Source organism: Synechococcus sp. R60.1 (genome assembly GCF_047461835.1).
Taxonomy (GTDB): domain Bacteria; phylum Cyanobacteriota; class Cyanobacteriia; order Thermostichales; family Thermostichaceae; genus Thermostichus.
Genome location: NZ_JANSIA010000080.1, coordinates 1 through 15,074, shown reverse-complemented (window position 1 = coordinate 15,074; position 15,074 = coordinate 1). Strand labels below are relative to the sequence as shown.

Annotated in this window: 17 protein-coding genes and 1 pseudogene; 6 read left to right on the top strand and 12 right to left on the bottom strand. The window is 58.7% G+C overall.

Features of this window, described 5'->3' with window-relative positions:
• Nucleotides 1-101: 101 nt before the first annotated feature.
• The gene (locus NW834_RS10950) at nucleotides 102-413 is read left to right on the top strand and encodes an alpha/beta fold hydrolase (RefSeq protein ID WP_414419818.1); all 312 of its coding nucleotides are present in this window, start codon (nucleotides 102-104) and stop codon (nucleotides 411-413) included.
• A 143-nt stretch (nucleotides 414-556) separates the two neighbouring features.
• Here the strand turns inward: NW834_RS10950 and NW834_RS10945 are convergent, their stop codons facing one another.
• From NW834_RS10945 to ndhN, 7 genes are all read right to left on the bottom strand, one after another.
• Complete coding sequence (locus NW834_RS10945) at nucleotides 557-1,414, bottom strand: PRC-barrel domain-containing protein (protein WP_414419819.1); 858 nt, start codon at nucleotides 1,412-1,414, stop codon at nucleotides 557-559.
• Between the two features lie 108 nt (nucleotides 1,415-1,522).
• A complete protein-coding gene (locus tag NW834_RS10940) occupies nucleotides 1,523-2,671 on the bottom strand; it encodes a glycosyltransferase (RefSeq protein WP_414330180.1) in 1,149 nt (382 codons plus the stop codon).
• Between the two features lie 93 nt (nucleotides 2,672-2,764).
• Complete coding sequence (locus tag NW834_RS10935) at nucleotides 2,765-3,217, bottom strand: ubiquinol-cytochrome c reductase iron-sulfur subunit (protein WP_414419820.1); 453 nt, start codon at nucleotides 3,215-3,217, stop codon at nucleotides 2,765-2,767.
• Nucleotides 3,218-3,430: 213 nt separating this feature from the next.
• On the bottom strand, nucleotides 3,431-4,000 hold the full coding sequence (locus NW834_RS10930) for a Uma2 family endonuclease (protein ID WP_414350099.1): 570 nt from the start codon (nucleotides 3,998-4,000) through the stop codon (nucleotides 3,431-3,433).
• Nucleotides 4,001-4,237: 237 nt separating this feature from the next.
• Entirely contained in the window at nucleotides 4,238-6,169 is a 1,932-nt protein-coding gene (locus NW834_RS10925) for a R3H domain-containing nucleic acid-binding protein (protein ID WP_414419821.1), read from the bottom strand.
• A gap of 15 nt (nucleotides 6,170-6,184) precedes the next feature.
• Complete coding sequence (locus NW834_RS10920; protein WP_414419822.1) at nucleotides 6,185-7,243, bottom strand: LdpA C-terminal domain-containing domain; 1,059 nt, start codon at nucleotides 7,241-7,243, stop codon at nucleotides 6,185-6,187.
• Nucleotides 7,244-7,337: 94 nt separating this feature from the next.
• On the bottom strand, nucleotides 7,338-7,781 hold the full coding sequence (gene ndhN, locus NW834_RS10915; protein WP_414417381.1) for an NAD(P)H-quinone oxidoreductase subunit N: 444 nt from the start codon (nucleotides 7,779-7,781) through the stop codon (nucleotides 7,338-7,340).
• Nucleotides 7,782-8,057: 276 nt separating this feature from the next.
• Between ndhN and msrB the strand changes: the two genes are divergently transcribed.
• Together msrB and NW834_RS10905 are read left to right on the top strand one after the other, a co-directional pair.
• Complete coding sequence (gene msrB / locus NW834_RS10910; protein ID WP_414344252.1) at nucleotides 8,058-8,549, top strand: peptide-methionine (R)-S-oxide reductase MsrB; 492 nt, start codon at nucleotides 8,058-8,060, stop codon at nucleotides 8,547-8,549.
• A 49-nt stretch (nucleotides 8,550-8,598) separates the two neighbouring features.
• Complete coding sequence (locus tag NW834_RS10905) at nucleotides 8,599-9,402, top strand: FTR1 family iron permease (protein WP_414419823.1); 804 nt, start codon at nucleotides 8,599-8,601, stop codon at nucleotides 9,400-9,402.
• Nucleotides 9,403-9,800: 398 nt separating this feature from the next.
• Here NW834_RS10905 and NW834_RS10900 read toward each other — a convergent pair whose 3' ends face one another.
• The 5 genes from NW834_RS10900 to NW834_RS10880 form a co-directional block, all read right to left on the bottom strand.
• Nucleotides 9,801-10,013: a CP12 domain-containing protein gene (locus NW834_RS10900; protein WP_011434185.1), complete on the bottom strand. Its 213-nt coding sequence runs from the start codon at nucleotides 10,011-10,013 to the stop codon at nucleotides 9,801-9,803.
• 257 nt (nucleotides 10,014-10,270) lie between these two features.
• Entirely contained in the window at nucleotides 10,271-10,951 is a 681-nt protein-coding gene (locus NW834_RS10895; protein ID WP_414331746.1) for an energy-coupling factor ABC transporter ATP-binding protein, read from the bottom strand.
• 36 nt (nucleotides 10,952-10,987) lie between these two features.
• Nucleotides 10,988-11,257 carry a hypothetical protein gene (locus NW834_RS10890; protein ID WP_414332008.1) on the bottom strand — a complete coding sequence of 90 codons (270 nt, stop codon included), beginning with the start codon at nucleotides 11,255-11,257 and terminating at the stop codon, nucleotides 10,988-10,990.
• 151 nt (nucleotides 11,258-11,408) lie between these two features.
• On the bottom strand, nucleotides 11,409-11,867 hold the full coding sequence (locus NW834_RS10885) for an MAPEG family protein (RefSeq protein WP_414332010.1): 459 nt from the start codon (nucleotides 11,865-11,867) through the stop codon (nucleotides 11,409-11,411).
• A gap of 130 nt (nucleotides 11,868-11,997) precedes the next feature.
• Nucleotides 11,998-12,426, bottom strand: coding sequence for an SHOCT domain-containing protein (locus tag NW834_RS10880; RefSeq protein WP_414419824.1), 429 nt, complete (start codon nucleotides 12,424-12,426; stop codon nucleotides 11,998-12,000).
• Between the two features lie 138 nt (nucleotides 12,427-12,564).
• Here NW834_RS10880 and glmU point away from each other — a divergent pair.
• From glmU to NW834_RS10865, 3 genes and pseudogenes are all read left to right on the top strand, one after another.
• Nucleotides 12,565-13,914: pseudogene (glmU, locus tag NW834_RS10875) on the top strand (bifunctional UDP-N-acetylglucosamine diphosphorylase/glucosamine-1-phosphate N-acetyltransferase GlmU); the annotation flags it as partial.
• Between the two features lie 42 nt (nucleotides 13,915-13,956).
• A complete protein-coding gene (locus tag NW834_RS10870) occupies nucleotides 13,957-14,463 on the top strand; it encodes a PPC domain-containing DNA-binding protein (RefSeq protein ID WP_414328979.1) in 507 nt (168 codons plus the stop codon).
• Nucleotides 14,464-14,553: 90 nt separating this feature from the next.
• On the top strand, nucleotides 14,554-15,006 hold the full coding sequence (locus NW834_RS10865) for an RNA-guided endonuclease InsQ/TnpB family protein (protein ID WP_414355920.1): 453 nt from the start codon (nucleotides 14,554-14,556) through the stop codon (nucleotides 15,004-15,006).
• Nucleotides 15,007-15,074: the final 68 nt, after the last annotated feature.

Genomic DNA, 15,074 nt, shown 5'->3' with positions numbered 1-15,074 from the left:
TGGTAGTAATCCGTACTGAACATATTATACATTATTTTCAGTATAGTTGAGCTTATTATTGACTAGAGTCATGCTCCCCCAGCTACGCCCTGGATGAGGCGGTGGTGGACTACTATTACCGGGCAGCCCACCAGGCGGGGGCTCAATTTGCCCCCCGTTCTTTTCTCACCGGCAGGCTCAATTTGCCCATCCAAGACGACTTTCGCGTGGTGGCCAAGCCCATGGCTCTGGTCTGGGGAGAACAAAATCGTCTCACCGGCCCAGAACAGGCAGAGCGGTATCGCGCTTTGCGCCCGGAGGTGCCGATATACCGGTTGCCAGGGGCTGCTTTTCCGCACATTGAAGCGCCGCAGACCTTTTTGTCGGTGGCTTTGCGCTTCTTGGCCGAAGCCGATCCTGCCCTGCCGGGATGACGGACAGGGGATCCCTTTGCCCCTTGGCAGAAAAAAGTGGGAGATTGGCGCAAGAAGCAGCCCTAGCGCCAGGGGTAAGGGCCGTGCTCTCGGTTGACGTGACCATCCCGAGCGCAGAGGGGAGTTGATACAAGCCCGGCAACTCAAGTGGGCTCCCCGGCCTTATCTTCCCAGGGATCACCATCCACAGGAGTGGAGCTGGAAGGAGGAGGGGCAGGCTCAGAAGGAGGGGCCTCTTCTTTGGCATACTCCTGTTCCCAAGCCGGTTGTTCGGGGGCGGGTGCGGGCTCAGGTGGACGAGGACGCACAGGCTGCGGCTCAGGTTCAGGCTCTTCTTCTGCGTAAACGTCTTCTTCTTCGGCTTCGTATTCCTCGTCGTATTCTTCTTCGTAATCTTCCTCGACGGCGGAACTCTCGACAGCACTGGGCAGGGCAGGAGCAGGGCTAACTCCGGCTTTCCAAGGGGGCTTGCCGATTCCCAGGGTTTCCAAAATCCCCTTGGCCAGTTGGGTTAGGCGGGTCTCAGCGCCATCGGCAACAATAAGGCGATCCCCGCCCACAGAGACAATCTCATCGGTGGAGAGCAGATAGGTGCTGAGGATGAAGCCGGGTAAAAAGGTGAGGCCGAGGTTGGAGAGCACCAAACCCGTGATGATGCCGGAGACGGAGTTGAACTCAAAATCTTTAACTTTGCCGAGGCGGATCCCTTCTTCGGTTACCACCTCGCTGCCAACCACGCGACTCAGGCCCTCCAAGTCCAAGTTGTCGAAAACTTCTTCGCTGGGGACAAGAACTGCATCCTGACCCAACGCTGTTACTTGCCGCAGCTCCATCAAACGGGGGGATCCGGCAAGGGCTTTTTCCAGCACCCCCAGCACCAGAACCTGCTTGGCTTCCAGATCCGCCCAAACTTCGCTGACTACCCCAAGCCGGGCTGCGTTGCCCTGGCTGATCACCTGCGTTCCCAGAACCTGTGACCGCCGACGAACCTCTGATCGCACCAGCGCAACAGATCCTTTCCCAGTCGTCATGATGGTTTCCCCGTCGTAAGTCAAAACGTTCCCGTTGTTGGGCTGCGTGTCTGACACAGTTCGCCAGAATTAAGTAAGTTAATAGTACCACTGCCTGTCTCCTCCCTCGCGGGCTGCCCAGGTGGGATCCCGGCCAATCTGCCTGCTCCAGGCCAGAAACTGCTCTGCCATCGCGCCCAGGGAATAGTGCTCTTCTGCCCGTTGCCGACAGCGGCTCCTGTCGATGTGATCTAGGCGCTCTACAGCCTCTGCCAAAGCTGCCACGTTGTCCGGCTCGACGATCCAGCCGGTTTCTCCATCGCTGACAATTTCCGCGGGCCCACCCCGGCGGTAGGTAATCACCGGCACGCCACAGGCCAAAGCTTCCACCGCCACCAAGCCAAAGGCCTCCACCCACTTGGGGGTCATGATCAAGGCTGAGCATTGCCCCAAGATCCGCTGCATTTGCGGGGTGGGCAAAAACCCTCGGTAATCCAATTGGGCATGCGGGTACTGCTCTTGGATCTGCTGCCAGTAGCCTGGCTCTTGCAGGTGGCCTAGGATCACCACCGGCCTTCCCGTCTTCTCGGCCAGGGCAGCACAGTCTTCTAGGCCCTTCTCCGGGGCAATGCGGCCAATCCAACACAGGGATCCATTCCCTTGGGGCACAAAGTCGTAGAGGCGCAGATCCACCCCGCAGGGCAGATAGACAAAGGGATCCCGACCTGCCGCCATCTCGGCTCGGGCAAAGGCAAAGGTCTGGGCTTGCGCCCGCGAATGCACCGCCAGCCGACCAGGATAGCGATGGGCAATGTGCTCTAGAGCCTGATCGACGGCATCGCTGAGGGATCCCATGCTAACAATGTGGGCCACCGGGGTGCGGAAAAAATCCGTCAAATAAAACGAGAGCCAATCGTAGCTCCAGTTCACGATTAGATCGAACTGATCTTGCAGGTGGGCAGCCCGCTGCCACAGGTTGGCCAGCAGAGAGGGGGTGTGGATCAGAACCGGCTGATCGCGGCGCTGGGTTTGCGCATAGGCCGGGGGAAGGCCCGCCACCGGCTCGATCACCTCCTCCGGCAACTCCGCCATTCGGGATCCCACAGGGGCCAACACCCGCACTTGGGATCCCATCTGGAGTAAGACACGCGTCAGGTTGGCAAGATTGAGCTCCACACCACCACCGGCCCCGGATCCCAGAGGTCCAACAGGGGTGGAGAGGAACAGATAGCGGTAGGGACGAGCCATAGGGAGAGCCTCGGTAGCTCAGCCCATTGTCTTCTCAATCCGGATACCCGACTCCTTTTGCCTGGCCTCAAAGCCCACAGCCTGCCCAGAACTTTATGAGGCTTTGGCTACAAAAATTTCTCCCTTCTCCACCTTGACCTTGTAGATGGCCAGGTCTGCATTGGCCGGGCCACGGGTACGGCTGCCATCGGCAGCAAAAGCCGAGCCATGACAGGGGCAGACAAAGTTCTCCCCCCGCCAGTTCACATCACACCCCGCATGGGGACAGGCGGCATCCAAAGCCAGCAGAGAATCTTCTTTTTGCGGATCCCCGACCAGCCAGAGGGTGGCGGTGTTTTTCCCAAAGGCGTTTTCCACCTTGAAGGGGCCATCTTTGAGATCGGCCAGAGTGGCAACTTTCACAAACTCCGGCTCAGAAGCCTTAGAGCCAGAAGCAGTTCCCTGGGCCAGGGCAAAACGGCGCCGGGTAAACCCAGGTAACCAACCCACCAACGAGCCAAAACTGAGAGCCAGCCAGCGAAGAAAACCACGACGATTGTTGTACATGGCTATGTGTCCTTGGAGGTGTGCGAAATGTAGGTCATGAGCCAGCAAAAGACCGGCCCCTTCAGAAGGGATCCCGGTGCAAATGCTGCCCTTAACATCTTGTTACACCAGAACGGTTTCGGCCAGGGCCAAGCCGCACTTTTTCCGGCTAGAGTACGCAGTAGCCCTCTTCGTTGCTTGAGTACCGGGGATGGGCTCTTGCACTGCTGGAGCTTAGGATCGAGAGGTAAACAGCTCAGCAACCGCGCAGGCAAAGCCGGGCAACAGGGGAGAAGACAACGCATCCTGAGCCAACAGCGTTTCTACCAAGACCAACTGGGCCTGTTGTCTGCGATACACCTCTACTCTCTGAGCCAGCCGATCGACGATCCAGTACTCTTGCACCCCATGCACAGAGTAGAGTTTCCGTTTTGCCAAGCGGTCTCGATCCTCATGAACTTTTCCAGGTGATAGGACTTCAACCACCAGCTCAGGGGCACCCCGAAAATGTCCTGCTTCATCTTGAATCTGTGATAGCCGCTCATAACTAACCCAAACAACATCGGGAGACACATTATCAAATTCGGAAAAGAGGATCCCTGGCATGATTGAGGGTTCTCCCAATCCTGTTTCTAGCGACCACCGATGCAGTGCGGAGAACAAACACCCGATAATGTGCTGATGTTTGTGATGAGGAGAGCGAGTTACCAGCAGTTCTCCGTCGATGATCTCGTAGCGGATCCATTCATTCTCTGGCAGAGCCTCGATGTCTCGAGTAGTCCAGCGTACCTCTGTGGCAGTCATTAGCTGTCCCTGTAGCGATGGATGATGCTATGCCTAGGGCACCCTGCTGCTATACCTACGGCACTGCGCCGACAACTGCAACGCTGTCGCAACGGCGGAAACCACACTTGGCGTAGCCAAATCTTAACCCAGGATCCCGTTCACAGAAGCGAGACGGAGTCCTTCCTCTCTAACCACGACGGCTCAATGGATAGAGGTTCTCTAGAGCTGGACTATTGGCTGCGCTATCGTGTGGGGCTAGTTGGGATAGATGCGCAAGCGGCGGTTGGGCTCTTCCCCAAAGCTTTGGGCCCGCAGGTGGTAATGTTCCACCAACTGGTGTTGGAGCTTGCGGATCAGAGGCGAACGGGGCAAAAGTTCCACCGGCTGAGACTTGGGAATGACAATTTGCTCCACCGCCAGGCGGGCTTCTTCCAGAGCTTCGGTTTCATCACCGGAGCTGGCGCGAATGAACAGCTCCAGGTCGGAATCGGATCCATCTTCGCTTTCGATGTTGAGGATGTGGCGCAGGGCGCGGGCCAGGGCAATCAGAGTATTGGCCTTAACGGTGTGAATCGGGATCTGGCGGGAGTGGGCCATCTGCTGGATCTTGGAACGGCTGCGCACCTGGGATCGCAAGGCCAAGACAATGTCTGCCTCGTCTAGATCTTTGGTGACATCCGCCGACAGTTTCAGGGTTTGGATCACCTGCTCCAGGTAGAAGCGGCTCACTCCGTAGGGGTAGATCATCAGCGGCCCATCCGGATTCTGCTGCCGTCCTGTCGGGGCTAGGGCGGATCCCTCCCAGTCCAAATCTTCTTCATCAGAGCCGGATTCCGCTTTGGATTCGGCCACCACCTGAGGGGCAGGACGGGATCCCGCCGGCGTTAGCGGGACGGAGTCCTCTCGCCTCTCCAGGAGCAAACCCGATTCTCCTTGCTGCTGCGAGCGACTTTCAAGCGGCTCTGAAGGCAGAGCTTCCATCCGTCCAGAGCGTTGCCATCCTCCCCGCTCCCGTGCTGCGGAGATTGTGCTGCCGGCAGGGGGCCATTGGGGGCCAGATAGAGCCGGGCGCCCGTTTGCGCCAGCGGTGCTCCGCACTATCACCACCTGGCCGTGTTCGTCTAAACTGCGGGTTTGGGTCAGCGGCTCGCGGTTGCGCAAGAGACGATCCACAGTGGCGGCCACATCTTCGTGGATGACCCAGCGGGATCGCTCCAGCATCTCTATGGCAATCTCAAACGTAGGGGGAGCTTTGCGCTCCAACACACTCTTTTGAGAGCCGCGCCGCCGCGCCTCTTCATCTCCCAGGGTGACCGATTGGATCCCGCCCACCAAGTCTGAGAGGGTGGGATTTTTGATCAGGTTGTCGATGCGGTTGCCATGGGCAGTGGCCACCAGTTGTACCCCCCGCTCGGCAATGGTACGAGAGGCCAAGGCTTCCAGTTCGGTGCCGATCTCGTCGATGACCACCACTTCGGGCATGTGGTTCTCCACCGCCTCGATCATCACCTTGTGCTGCAGCTCTGGGCTGGCCACCTGCATCCGTCTGGCCCGGCCAATGCCCGGGTGGGGCACGTCTCCATCGCCGGCGATCTCGTTGGAAGTGTCGATAATGACCACTCGTTTGCCCAGCTCATCGGCCAGCACACGGGCAATCTCCCGCAAGGCCGTGGTTTTACCCACCCCCGGTCGGCCCAGCAACAGCATAGAGCGCCCCTGTTCCACCAGGTCGCGGATCATGCTGATCACGCCGATAACGCAGCGACCCACCCGACAGGTAAGGCCAATGATTGTGCCTTGGCGGTTGCGAATGGCACTGATCCGGTGCAGGGTAGAGGCAATGCCTGCGCGGTTGTCACTGCTGAACTCTCCAACCCGGCTGATCACCTGATCCAAGTCGGCCCGGGTGATCACGTCTTCTGAAAGGTAATCGGCAAAGCCGGGGAAGCGGGCTTCGGGGCGGCGACCCAAATCCAGCACCACCTCCACCAACCGATCCAAGTGGGGATGCTGTTCTAGGCGCTCACGAATCGGAGCAGGCAGGATATCCAAAAGCTTACTCAGGTCGTCGCTGTATTGAACCTGGCCGGGAAAAGAGTGCTCCGCGCCGCTGACGCAAGCGGTGCGTTCAGCACTTTCCGGATCCACTGACGGACTTGGGGTTGAGGGCTGTACGGGGAAACTCATGGCTGAGCAACGTCGTTAAACGCGGGAAAAACAGGTTTGCTGATCAGCGATGGAAAGGGCTCTGCACCGCTGACGGGAACGCCGCTTTACTTGCTGCACCAACTGCTTGGCCAACGGGATCCCTGCCACCAATCCAGGATTCCATCCTGACTCCGATGAGCTGTGGGCTGGCTCTTCCAGATAGGCTGACACCAACTGTCGCGCGTAGCTGCCGAAGGCTACCCCCGCCACCGGCCACCGGGGATCCAACAGCGGCACCGTTTGGGCATTGGTTCCTCCCGCCAATTGCACATAGCCTGGCAGGCCCATATTCAGTACCTTCTCGGCCAACTTTAGGGCAGCTTTGCCGGTGCCAGCTCCAATATCCCCACTCATAGGCCGGCCATCCACCTGCCAGATCAACACCTCCGGCAAGGGATCCATGAGGGCCAGCAGATCCCTCAAATAAGCCTCTAGGCCCGGGCCATCGTTAAAGCTAATCGAGATGGCCTGGAGCTGAGGTAGCCAGGGCTTCAGGGATCCCCACAATTGCTCGAATGACCTCTGGCGACCAATGCAGGTGTGGATCTCCACCGCCTGAATGCCCAGCTCGACCAAAGGCGGCAAAACTTCTGACAGAGCCACTTGGTAGCCGAAGGTAGCAATGCGCCGGTGGGGGCAAACCGGCTCGCAGCGCCCACAGCCGTAGCACAGCTCTGTCTGGATGTGGACTTGAGCAGGAAGGGCTGCCTGGGTCAAAGCATGAGGGGGACAAACTGCCAGACAAGGCTGAGGACAGTCGGCAGGACAGACGGGAGCCGTCAGCACCGCCTTGCGGAAATGGACGTCTTCGCCGTCATTGACGCTGACCATCAACCAAGGGAACCCCGCCTGGGGATCTTCGGCTTGTGCCCGTTGGATCCCTTCTTGAGCGGCCCGCACAATGGCCGGATCGGCAGCAACATCAATGCAATCTGCCCCGGCCAGCGTGTAAAGGAAAGCCAGCTCCCGAACCGAGGGCAAGTGGTGGAAACTTGCGCCGCAGATCAGCTTAAACCAAGTACCCTGTTGCAGCGAGGCGGTTGGCAAGGTCACAGGCACGAGAAACCGCTAGCAGGATGGGGATCTGAGCCGCAGGCCATCTACTTGAGATGGTAGCAAAGAAATTTCCAGGATCCTGAAGAGAGGTTCAGGCGCTCTGCAGAGGTTGCCAACGAATTGACCGTTCTCGGCCCAGTTCCACCACAAACTTCACTCCCTTGTCTTCCCGACTCAGCTTCACCAGGTAGGAGAGTTCCTGTTGGCTGAACACATGCCCCTCGTAAAACCAAAACACCAACCCCTTAGCTTTTGGGGGCAAGGTGGCCCGATACTGCTCGATCAACGCCGGGAAAAAATAGGTGCGCCGCTCCGACTTGCCCAATGTGGCAGGCCGTACCCCATGAATGCACGTCAAATAGCTGGCCAGATCCCCGATTCCCTTACTGGAGAGGGTGACCACCTCATACCCAGCTCCGCGCAGCCGCCGCAGGTAGTGCCCTTCGGATCCCCCCTCTGGGGTTACAAAGATGGCCAAAGCCCCAGATTGCTCCAGTTGCTGCACAAACTTTGCACCTGAGCCGACCAGCAGCATAGGAAGAACTCCATTACTCGTCTAGGGTTGGACAAGCAGCCCACCTGCGCTCATTGTAACGGGATGGCGCCTGAAGCTGGGGATAGAAGCTGCCAATGGAACCCATAGAATACTGGCTATCTCCCTGTTTTGCAGAAGGGAGCGTAAAGAAGGGTTAAGATACGGGTAACCTGCTTGCAGGTCTCAACCCACAGGTGGCGGACAAAGGCGGATGGATCCCTCTGAGCAGGGATCGCCTCCCTGTCACTCACACAGCGACGACAGATGAACCTCACGATGCGACGACGCGAGCTATTGACCTCGGCAGTGGCCGGGTTCGTCACAGCACCCCTCAGCTTGGCAGGAGAGCAAAGAGCAATGGCCCAACAGACTTATCCCTTCACCAAAACCGACGCCGAGTGGCGGCAACTGCTCACCGAAGAGCAATACTATGTGCTGCGCCAAGAGGGCACTGAGCCCCCCTTCCGCAACGCTTACTACGACAACAAAGCTGCGGGCATCTACGTCTGTGCCGGCTGTGGGCAGGAGCTGTTTTCCTCGGCGGCCAAGTACGACAGTGGCACCGGTTGGCCCAGCTTTTGGGAGCCGATTGCTCCCCATGTGATCGGTACCAAGACGGACTGGAAATTGTTTGTGCCCCGCACAGAAGTCCACTGCTCCAACTGCGGCGGGCATTTGGGGCACGTGTTTCGGGATGGCCCCCCACCCACGGGTTTGCGCTACTGCATCAATTCTGCTGCCCTCAAGTTCATCCCAGCCACCACTTAGAAATCCTCTTGGCTCCAGCTAAAACTGAGCCGCCTGTCTGGGTGAGCCTATGTCGGACTACACGTTCCTGGATGCTGCTTCGATTCTGCTGCGGGAGGGCCTGGAAGCTCTCTTGGTGCTGGTGGCACTGCTGGCCCTTATGAGCAAGAGCGGGCAATCGGCTCAGAAGCGCTGGGTGTGGATAGGGGGATCCGCGGGCTTGCTGGCAGCGGTGATGCTCGGCCTGCTGGTGAAGCTGTTTTTCCAGCAGATGCTCACCCACACGCGACAAGAGGTGCTGGAAGGGATCACCGGGCTGGTGGCAGCAGGTTTGTTGTTCTCGGTCAGCCTTTGGTTGCACCGCCGGGCTGCAGTGGCTTCTTGGCAAACCTTTGTGCGGGAACAGGCGCAGGCGGCACTGGCCACGGGTCAGGTTTTTTCCTTGGCTTTTCTGGCCTTTGTGGCGGTGTTTCGCGAGGGGGCGGAAACGGTGCTGTTTTATGTGGGGTTGGCCCCTTCCCTCTCGGCAAAAGATTTTTGGCTGGGGATCGGCCTGGGATCCCTGGTGTTGGTGGCACTGGCGATCTTGCTGCTGCAGGTGGGGCTGAAATTGCCGCTGGGAGTTTTTTTCCGGGGTCTAAGTCTGCTGATTTTCTACTTGGGCTTTAAGTTTTTGGGCAGTGGCTTGCACGCTCTGCAGGTGGCGGACTGGCTGCCCATCACTCCTCTTGTTGGGATCCCAAAGCTGCGCTGGCTGGGCATATATCCCACTTGGCAGACGCTGCTCCCCCAACTGGTGCTGCTGGGAATAGCTTTCGCCTTGTGGGTGGGGCAATGGCTGCGAGCTGATTCTGCTCAGAGGCTTTCTTCGTGAAAAACGCTCTCCACCGGCACTGGGGATCCCATAAGCCATAAGTTTGATGAATCCCTGTCCTGGTTTTGATGGATGGCAATGATGCAGGTCACAATTTCATAGTCGTTTCAGGTTGGGACAAGGCGACCGAGGTACTGGGAAAAGCCTTCTGGCCCTGTGCATCTAACGTTTTAAGTGCGGGTGCAGTGTCCTGGTTTGAATCAAAATGACCCTAAAAAGAAAGCGCTCTGTACGTCGCGCCTGAAACCGCACCCAGTCAAGCCTTCCAGTCCAAGAAAGCAAAGCCTACCGGCAGGGATCCGGCAGGCCGCTGGATTTTGTCGGAGATCCCCAGTAGGAAACCCCGTCGATCGCTACGGAATCGACAGAGAGCATCCACTCTGTGGGGTTCCCGAGAATCAGGTATCGTAGACCCGGCATTCAACAGCATCTGGGTTTTCAGCGCAGTGCTGCTCTAGGCTGCTGGGAGTCCTCGGCTGGTGGCTGCGAGCTGCCAGCACTTCTTCAACCGCATCCCAGGCCGCACGGCAGTGGGGATCCCCTTCGCCGTACTCAGAGCAGACGTTGCGAGCATTTTCCAGCTCTTTGGCGATCACTTCAGACAGTCCCATGTTCTCAAGCTCCTTTAGACTAGATGGGGCCGGTGGCCCGCTGATATAACCGGTTGACGCAGAACCTGTAGGGATTCGGTGTAACCGAGGATCAACAGGTAAAAACCAGCCGATCCAGATGAGGAATGAGTCCAGGATAATGACCTTGTGCCAACCGAATTGATCAACCGGATACATTACCTATTCTAAACAGGGACACCCGGGGGGTGCAGCTACGCTTTCGCGATCTCTTTGGGATCAGGATGCGCAGGGATCCCTCAGGCCCCAAACAGTTGTTCAATCCGTTGCCGCACCTGCTCTGGGGATCCCTGTTGACGCACTTGACCTTCCGAGAGCAAAATCGCCCCATCTGCCCATTCCAGTTCCGCCAGCCGATGGGTTACCCAGAGGGCGGTGATGCCTTCTTGATCCACCAGTTGCCGGATGCACCGCAGCAAATCCGCCTGGCTGTCGGGATCCAACAGGGCTGTCGGCTCGTCCAAAAGCAGCACCTCGCTGCGCCGGGCCAAAGCCCCTGCCACTGCCACTCGTTGCTTCTGTCCGCCGCTGAGGCCGTGGATGGGCCGACGGATCAGGTGCTTTAATCCGACTTGCTCCAAGGCTGTTTCCACCCGCTGGTGAATTTCCGCCAAGGTCAGAGCCTCTGCTCCCAAGCCAAAGGCCACATCGGCTCCCACCGTGGGCATGAACAGTTGGTGATCCGGGTTTTGAAACACATAGCCCAGCCGACCGCGAATCTCCAGGTGGCCCGAAAGGGGCTGGGGATGGGTCAGGGATCCGGACAACAGTTGCAACAAAGTGGACTTGCCGCTGCCATTGGGCCCCAACAGCATCCACAACTGGCCCTTGGGAATGACAAAACTGCACGCCTGCAAAACCGGCGGACGTTCCGGCCAAGCAAAGGTCAGGCTCTCCACCCGAATGGCCACCTCAGACATGGGGATCCCTTAGCGGCAGAGAGAAAAGGGCTGTCCTCAGCTTTGCAACTGGGCCAAAAAACCGGGACGGGCTCCCATGGGGCTGGCGCCGCCCGACTTGGAAGTCATTTGCACGCCACATAGCTCACCGGTGAGCAGGAACACCTTTTTGCCAGTGCGGTCGCAGGTCAGCTCCAAACTCTGAGGGGATCCACTCTGCAGAGCATTGACGATGCTTTGGTAGGCCCGGTTGGCCGCTTCTTCCTCTTTTTGGTGGACAACGATGGGGGCAGGGTTCCCTTTCAGGAGCAGTTCCAGAGTGTACATGGCTGACCGTTGCGTAGTGGGCCGTGGGACAAAAGAGAGGCACCCAGAGGACGCCGTTGGCGACAGCAGGACGAAGTCCTTTTCCAGTATCGCAGGTTGGGCCAGGGTACCGGCAGGCTCAACAAATGACGGGGGAGTTTCTCTCGCCAGATTAGGCCAGGCCGGTGCCGAGAAAAGGCAGCAGGCTAATCAGCAACAGGCCCAACGTGGCCAGGGATCCCGCCAAGAAGGAGAGGGATCGCCCAATGGGAATATCGGCAATGTAGAAAAAGTTGTAGAGCAGCCGCGCCAGCAGAAACACCCCACACAGCACAGCTACCCCTTCATCTCCGCTGAGGCCAAAATACCAGGGATCCGGGTGTGGGCCGGTGATGTAGGCGATCAACGCTGCTGCCGCAAACATCCCAAAGGTCTCAAACCCGTTGGCGTGGGCCCAGGTGGCCCGTTGCCCGTAGGGAGGTAGCCTATCAAACATAGCCCGAGGAGCATGCAGGTCGTAGCCAACGCGGGCACGGGCATAGCCCACCACCCCCATGGGCAGATAGACCAAGAGCATGGCTGCCGCGATGGAGAACAGGGGGATGGCTACGAGAGGAGGATTTGGCAACATAAGGCAAAAGGACGGTGCAAGATAACAGGGGAGAGGAAGGAGCCCAGCTCGGGCAGGAGCTATTGCCGGGAAAATCAACACCAGAACCATTATCCATCTATCGGGCTGTCTATCCAGGCAGATGCTTGCGTCAGGAAATCTTGCGGATTTGCCGGCGGCGCTCCTCATATTCAGCGCGGGTGATCAAGCCCTGTTTCAACTGGCTTTCCAACTGCTGTTCGGGATCCCGGGCTTCTCGCCCTTCCACACTGGTCCATTCCAGCTCGATCAACCCTCGATTGAATCGAAAATCGAAATCGGCATTGCTCATGGTCAGGATCCACAGCCCTTCCAGCAAACAAAGGGCGCGTACCCCGTAGCTGAGGATCTGCAGCGGGATGGAAGGAACGAACACCATCAGCCCCACCACCAAGTAGCCCCAGCCCCAGCGTTGGTGCCTCATATAGAAGCGCTGCAACCCTGGGATCAGCACCCCCAGCATCGCCAGCCAACCGGCCACCTCTCGGATTAACCGCCGACGATCCTGTGGGGGCGTATCAGGATCCCTGCTCTCGGCCATAGACTGCACCAGCTAGATGTGCCATTAAGCTAGCTCAGTTTTGGCCGCACAGGGCTCAGGAACTTGGATCCAACCTCAGAAGATTTTTGAGCAGCATCCCGCCGCCTATACTTGATGGGGGCAGTTCGGGGAAGGAACATGGCAGAGCGGGAGCTATCGGTAGCGATCTTGGCAGCGGGCAAAGGTACCCGGATGCGATCACGGCTGCCCAAGGTGCTGCACAAGCTGGGATCCCTGTCTTTGATCGAGCGGCTGCTGCGCACGGTGCTGACGTTAAAGCCCCACCGCTGTCTGGTGGTCGTGGGTTATGAACAGGAGCAGGTGCGCCAAGCCCTGCGGGAGTACCCGGTTGAATTTGTGGAGCAGGCCCAGCAATTGGGCACCGGACACGCCGTTCAACAGCTGTTGCCCGTCCTGGGCGATTTTCAGGGGGATCTGCTGGTGATCAACGGGGATGTGCCCCTGCTGCGGGCAGAAACCCTGCAAGCTCTGGTGGAGCGCCACCGCCAGATGAACCCAGAGGTAACCTTGCTCTCGGCTCAGGTGGCGGATCCCTATGGCTATGGGCGGGTATTTTGCGATGCCCAACAGCGGGTGCTGGAACTGGTGGAAGAGCGAGACTGCACCCCGGCCCAACGGCAAAATCGCCGCATCAACAGTGGGGTGTATTGTTTCCACTGGCCGGCTCTGGCTCAGGTTTTGCCCCATCTCAACAGCAACAACGCACAGCAGGAGTACTACCTAACGGATGCCGTCAAGCGGGTGGGCAAAGCCATCGCTCTGGATGTTGCCGATCCGCAAGAAATTGTGGGCATCAACGACCGCCGCCAACTGGCCCAGGCGTACCAGATTTTGCAGGATCGCCTCAAGGAAGCCTGGATGGAAGCCGGGGTCACCTTTGTGGATCCCGACAGCAGCAGCCTCGAGGAAACGGTGGAATTGGCCCCCGATGTGGTGATCGAGCCCCAAACCCATCTGCGAGGGGTGTGCCGCATTGGCTCGGGAACCCGCCTGGGGCCGGGCAGTTGGATCGAGTCCAGCGAGATTGGATCTGGGTGTCACATTCTCTACTCGGTGGTCAGCCACAGCCGCATCGGCAACCACGTCTGGATAGGCCCCTACGCCCACGTGCGCCCCCACAGCCAGATTGGGGATCACTGCCGCATCGGCAACTTTGTGGAAACCAAAAATGCCCAGATCGGATCCCACAGCAACGCCGCCCACTTGGCCTACCTGGGCGATGCCAAGCTGGGATCCCAGGTCAACATCGGGGCGGGCACCATCATCGCCAACTACGACGGCCAGCAAAAGCACTTTACCGAAATTGGGGATCGCAGCAAAACAGGCGCCAACTCGGTTCTGGTGGCTCCTTTGCAGGTGGGATCCAATGTCACCATTGCCGCCGGCTCCACCATCCCTGCCCGCTACCCTCTGCCGGATGACTGCTTGGTGATCGCTCGCTCCCGCCCGGTGGTTAAGCCCGGCTGGCGACCCGGGATCCGCTCCTCCCGCCGCCAAGAGCTCCAGCCCATGCCACCGGGATCCCTCAAGATTTATCCCTTGCGCCTCTTCCCCGGCCAAGATCTCAAGCAGGAACTGGAGCGAGTGGCCCGGCAGCAGCCCTTGCAAGCGGGGTTTGTCCTCAGCGCCGTCGGCAGCCTTAGCCAAGCCACCCTGCGCCTGGCCGACCAAACGGGGGATCACCTGTTGTCGGAACGCCTGGAGATCCTGGCCCTGAGTGGATCCCTGTGCCCTGACGGAGTCCATCTCCATCTCACCGTTGCCGATGCCCGAGGCCAAACCTGGGGGGGACACCTGCGCCCCGGCTGCCTCATCTACACCACCGCCGAAATTGTCCTCGCCGACAGCCCGGAGTATCGCTTCTCCCGTCAACCGGATCCGGCCACCGGCTACCTGGAGTTGCACATCCAACCCGTGGCAGGGGATCCCTGCTGGCCGTCCCCACCCCCCCAACCCCAGCAAAACCAGCAGACAAAACCAGAGGCTGACAACAGCAGGCCGAAAAGCCTACAGTAGTCAACATGAGTTACCTAAAGCTAAAGGGGGCTTGTGAGCGCCAAGCCGAAAGCTTCACGGAACTCATGGACGCTTTGCGGTGTGGCGGGCATGTTACTGGGTTTTCGGACGCAACTCATTCTTAACCGCAAGCAAACAACTCTAGCCGCCCAACACGCTGGGGTAGCCCGCCACGCCTATAACTGGGGCTTAGAAGTCTGTCGGCAAGCCCTGGAGAACCAGCAAAAACTTCCCACCGCCATTGACCTGCACAAGCGCCTAGTGGCCGAGGTGAAGAAAGAACATCGCTGGTACTACCAGGTCTCCAAATGCGCCCCTCAGCAGGCATTACGCAACTTGGAGCAAGCCCTTAAGCGCTGGCGGGGTGGGTTGGGGAAGTTTCCCCGCTTCAAACGCAAGGGAGTGCGAGACAGCTTTTACCTGGAAGGGAGTATTCGCACTTCTGGCAACCGCATCAAGGTACCTATCTTCGGTTGGCTGCGCTGCGCAGAGCTGCTCCCGGTGACCACACCCAAGAACGTGGTTGTTAGCTTGAGAGCATGACTCTAGTCAATAATAAGCTCAACTATACTGAAAATAATGTATAATATGTTCAGTACGGATTACTACCA

What these genes read in the sequence shown, in the direction of transcription:
- msrB (WP_414344252.1), top strand. Translation starts at nt 8,058, where the DNA reads ATGCGACGACGCGAGCTATTGACCTCGGCAGTGGCCGGGTTCGTCACA.
- NW834_RS10885 (WP_414332010.1), bottom strand. Translation starts at nt 11,867, where the DNA reads ATGTTGCCAAATCCTCCTCTCGTAGCCATCCCCCTGTTCTCCATCGCG.
- NW834_RS10925 (WP_414419821.1), bottom strand. Translation starts at nt 6,169, where the DNA reads ATGAGTTTCCCCGTACAGCCCTCAACCCCAAGTCCGTCAGTGGATCCG.
- NW834_RS10880 (WP_414419824.1), bottom strand. Translation starts at nt 12,426, where the DNA reads ATGGCCGAGAGCAGGGATCCTGATACGCCCCCACAGGATCGTCGGCGG.
- NW834_RS10890 (WP_414332008.1), bottom strand. Translation starts at nt 11,257, where the DNA reads ATGTACACTCTGGAACTGCTCCTGAAAGGGAACCCTGCCCCCATCGTT.
- NW834_RS10895 (WP_414331746.1), bottom strand. Translation starts at nt 10,951, where the DNA reads ATGTCTGAGGTGGCCATTCGGGTGGAGAGCCTGACCTTTGCTTGGCCG.
- NW834_RS10935 (WP_414419820.1), bottom strand. Translation starts at nt 3,217, where the DNA reads ATGTACAACAATCGTCGTGGTTTTCTTCGCTGGCTGGCTCTCAGTTTT.
- NW834_RS10940 (WP_414330180.1), bottom strand. Translation starts at nt 2,671, where the DNA reads ATGGCTCGTCCCTACCGCTATCTGTTCCTCTCCACCCCTGTTGGACCT.
- NW834_RS10870 (WP_414328979.1), top strand. Translation starts at nt 13,957, where the DNA reads ATGCCACCGGGATCCCTCAAGATTTATCCCTTGCGCCTCTTCCCCGGC.
- NW834_RS10905 (WP_414419823.1), top strand. Translation starts at nt 8,599, where the DNA reads ATGTCGGACTACACGTTCCTGGATGCTGCTTCGATTCTGCTGCGGGAG.
- NW834_RS10930 (WP_414350099.1), bottom strand. Translation starts at nt 4,000, where the DNA reads ATGACTGCCACAGAGGTACGCTGGACTACTCGAGACATCGAGGCTCTG.
- NW834_RS10900 (WP_011434185.1), bottom strand. Translation starts at nt 10,013, where the DNA reads ATGGGACTGTCTGAAGTGATCGCCAAAGAGCTGGAAAATGCTCGCAAC.
- NW834_RS10865 (WP_414355920.1), top strand. Translation starts at nt 14,554, where the DNA reads ATGTTACTGGGTTTTCGGACGCAACTCATTCTTAACCGCAAGCAAACA.
- ndhN (WP_414417381.1), bottom strand. Translation starts at nt 7,781, where the DNA reads ATGCTGCTGGTCGGCTCAGGTGCAAAGTTTGTGCAGCAACTGGAGCAA.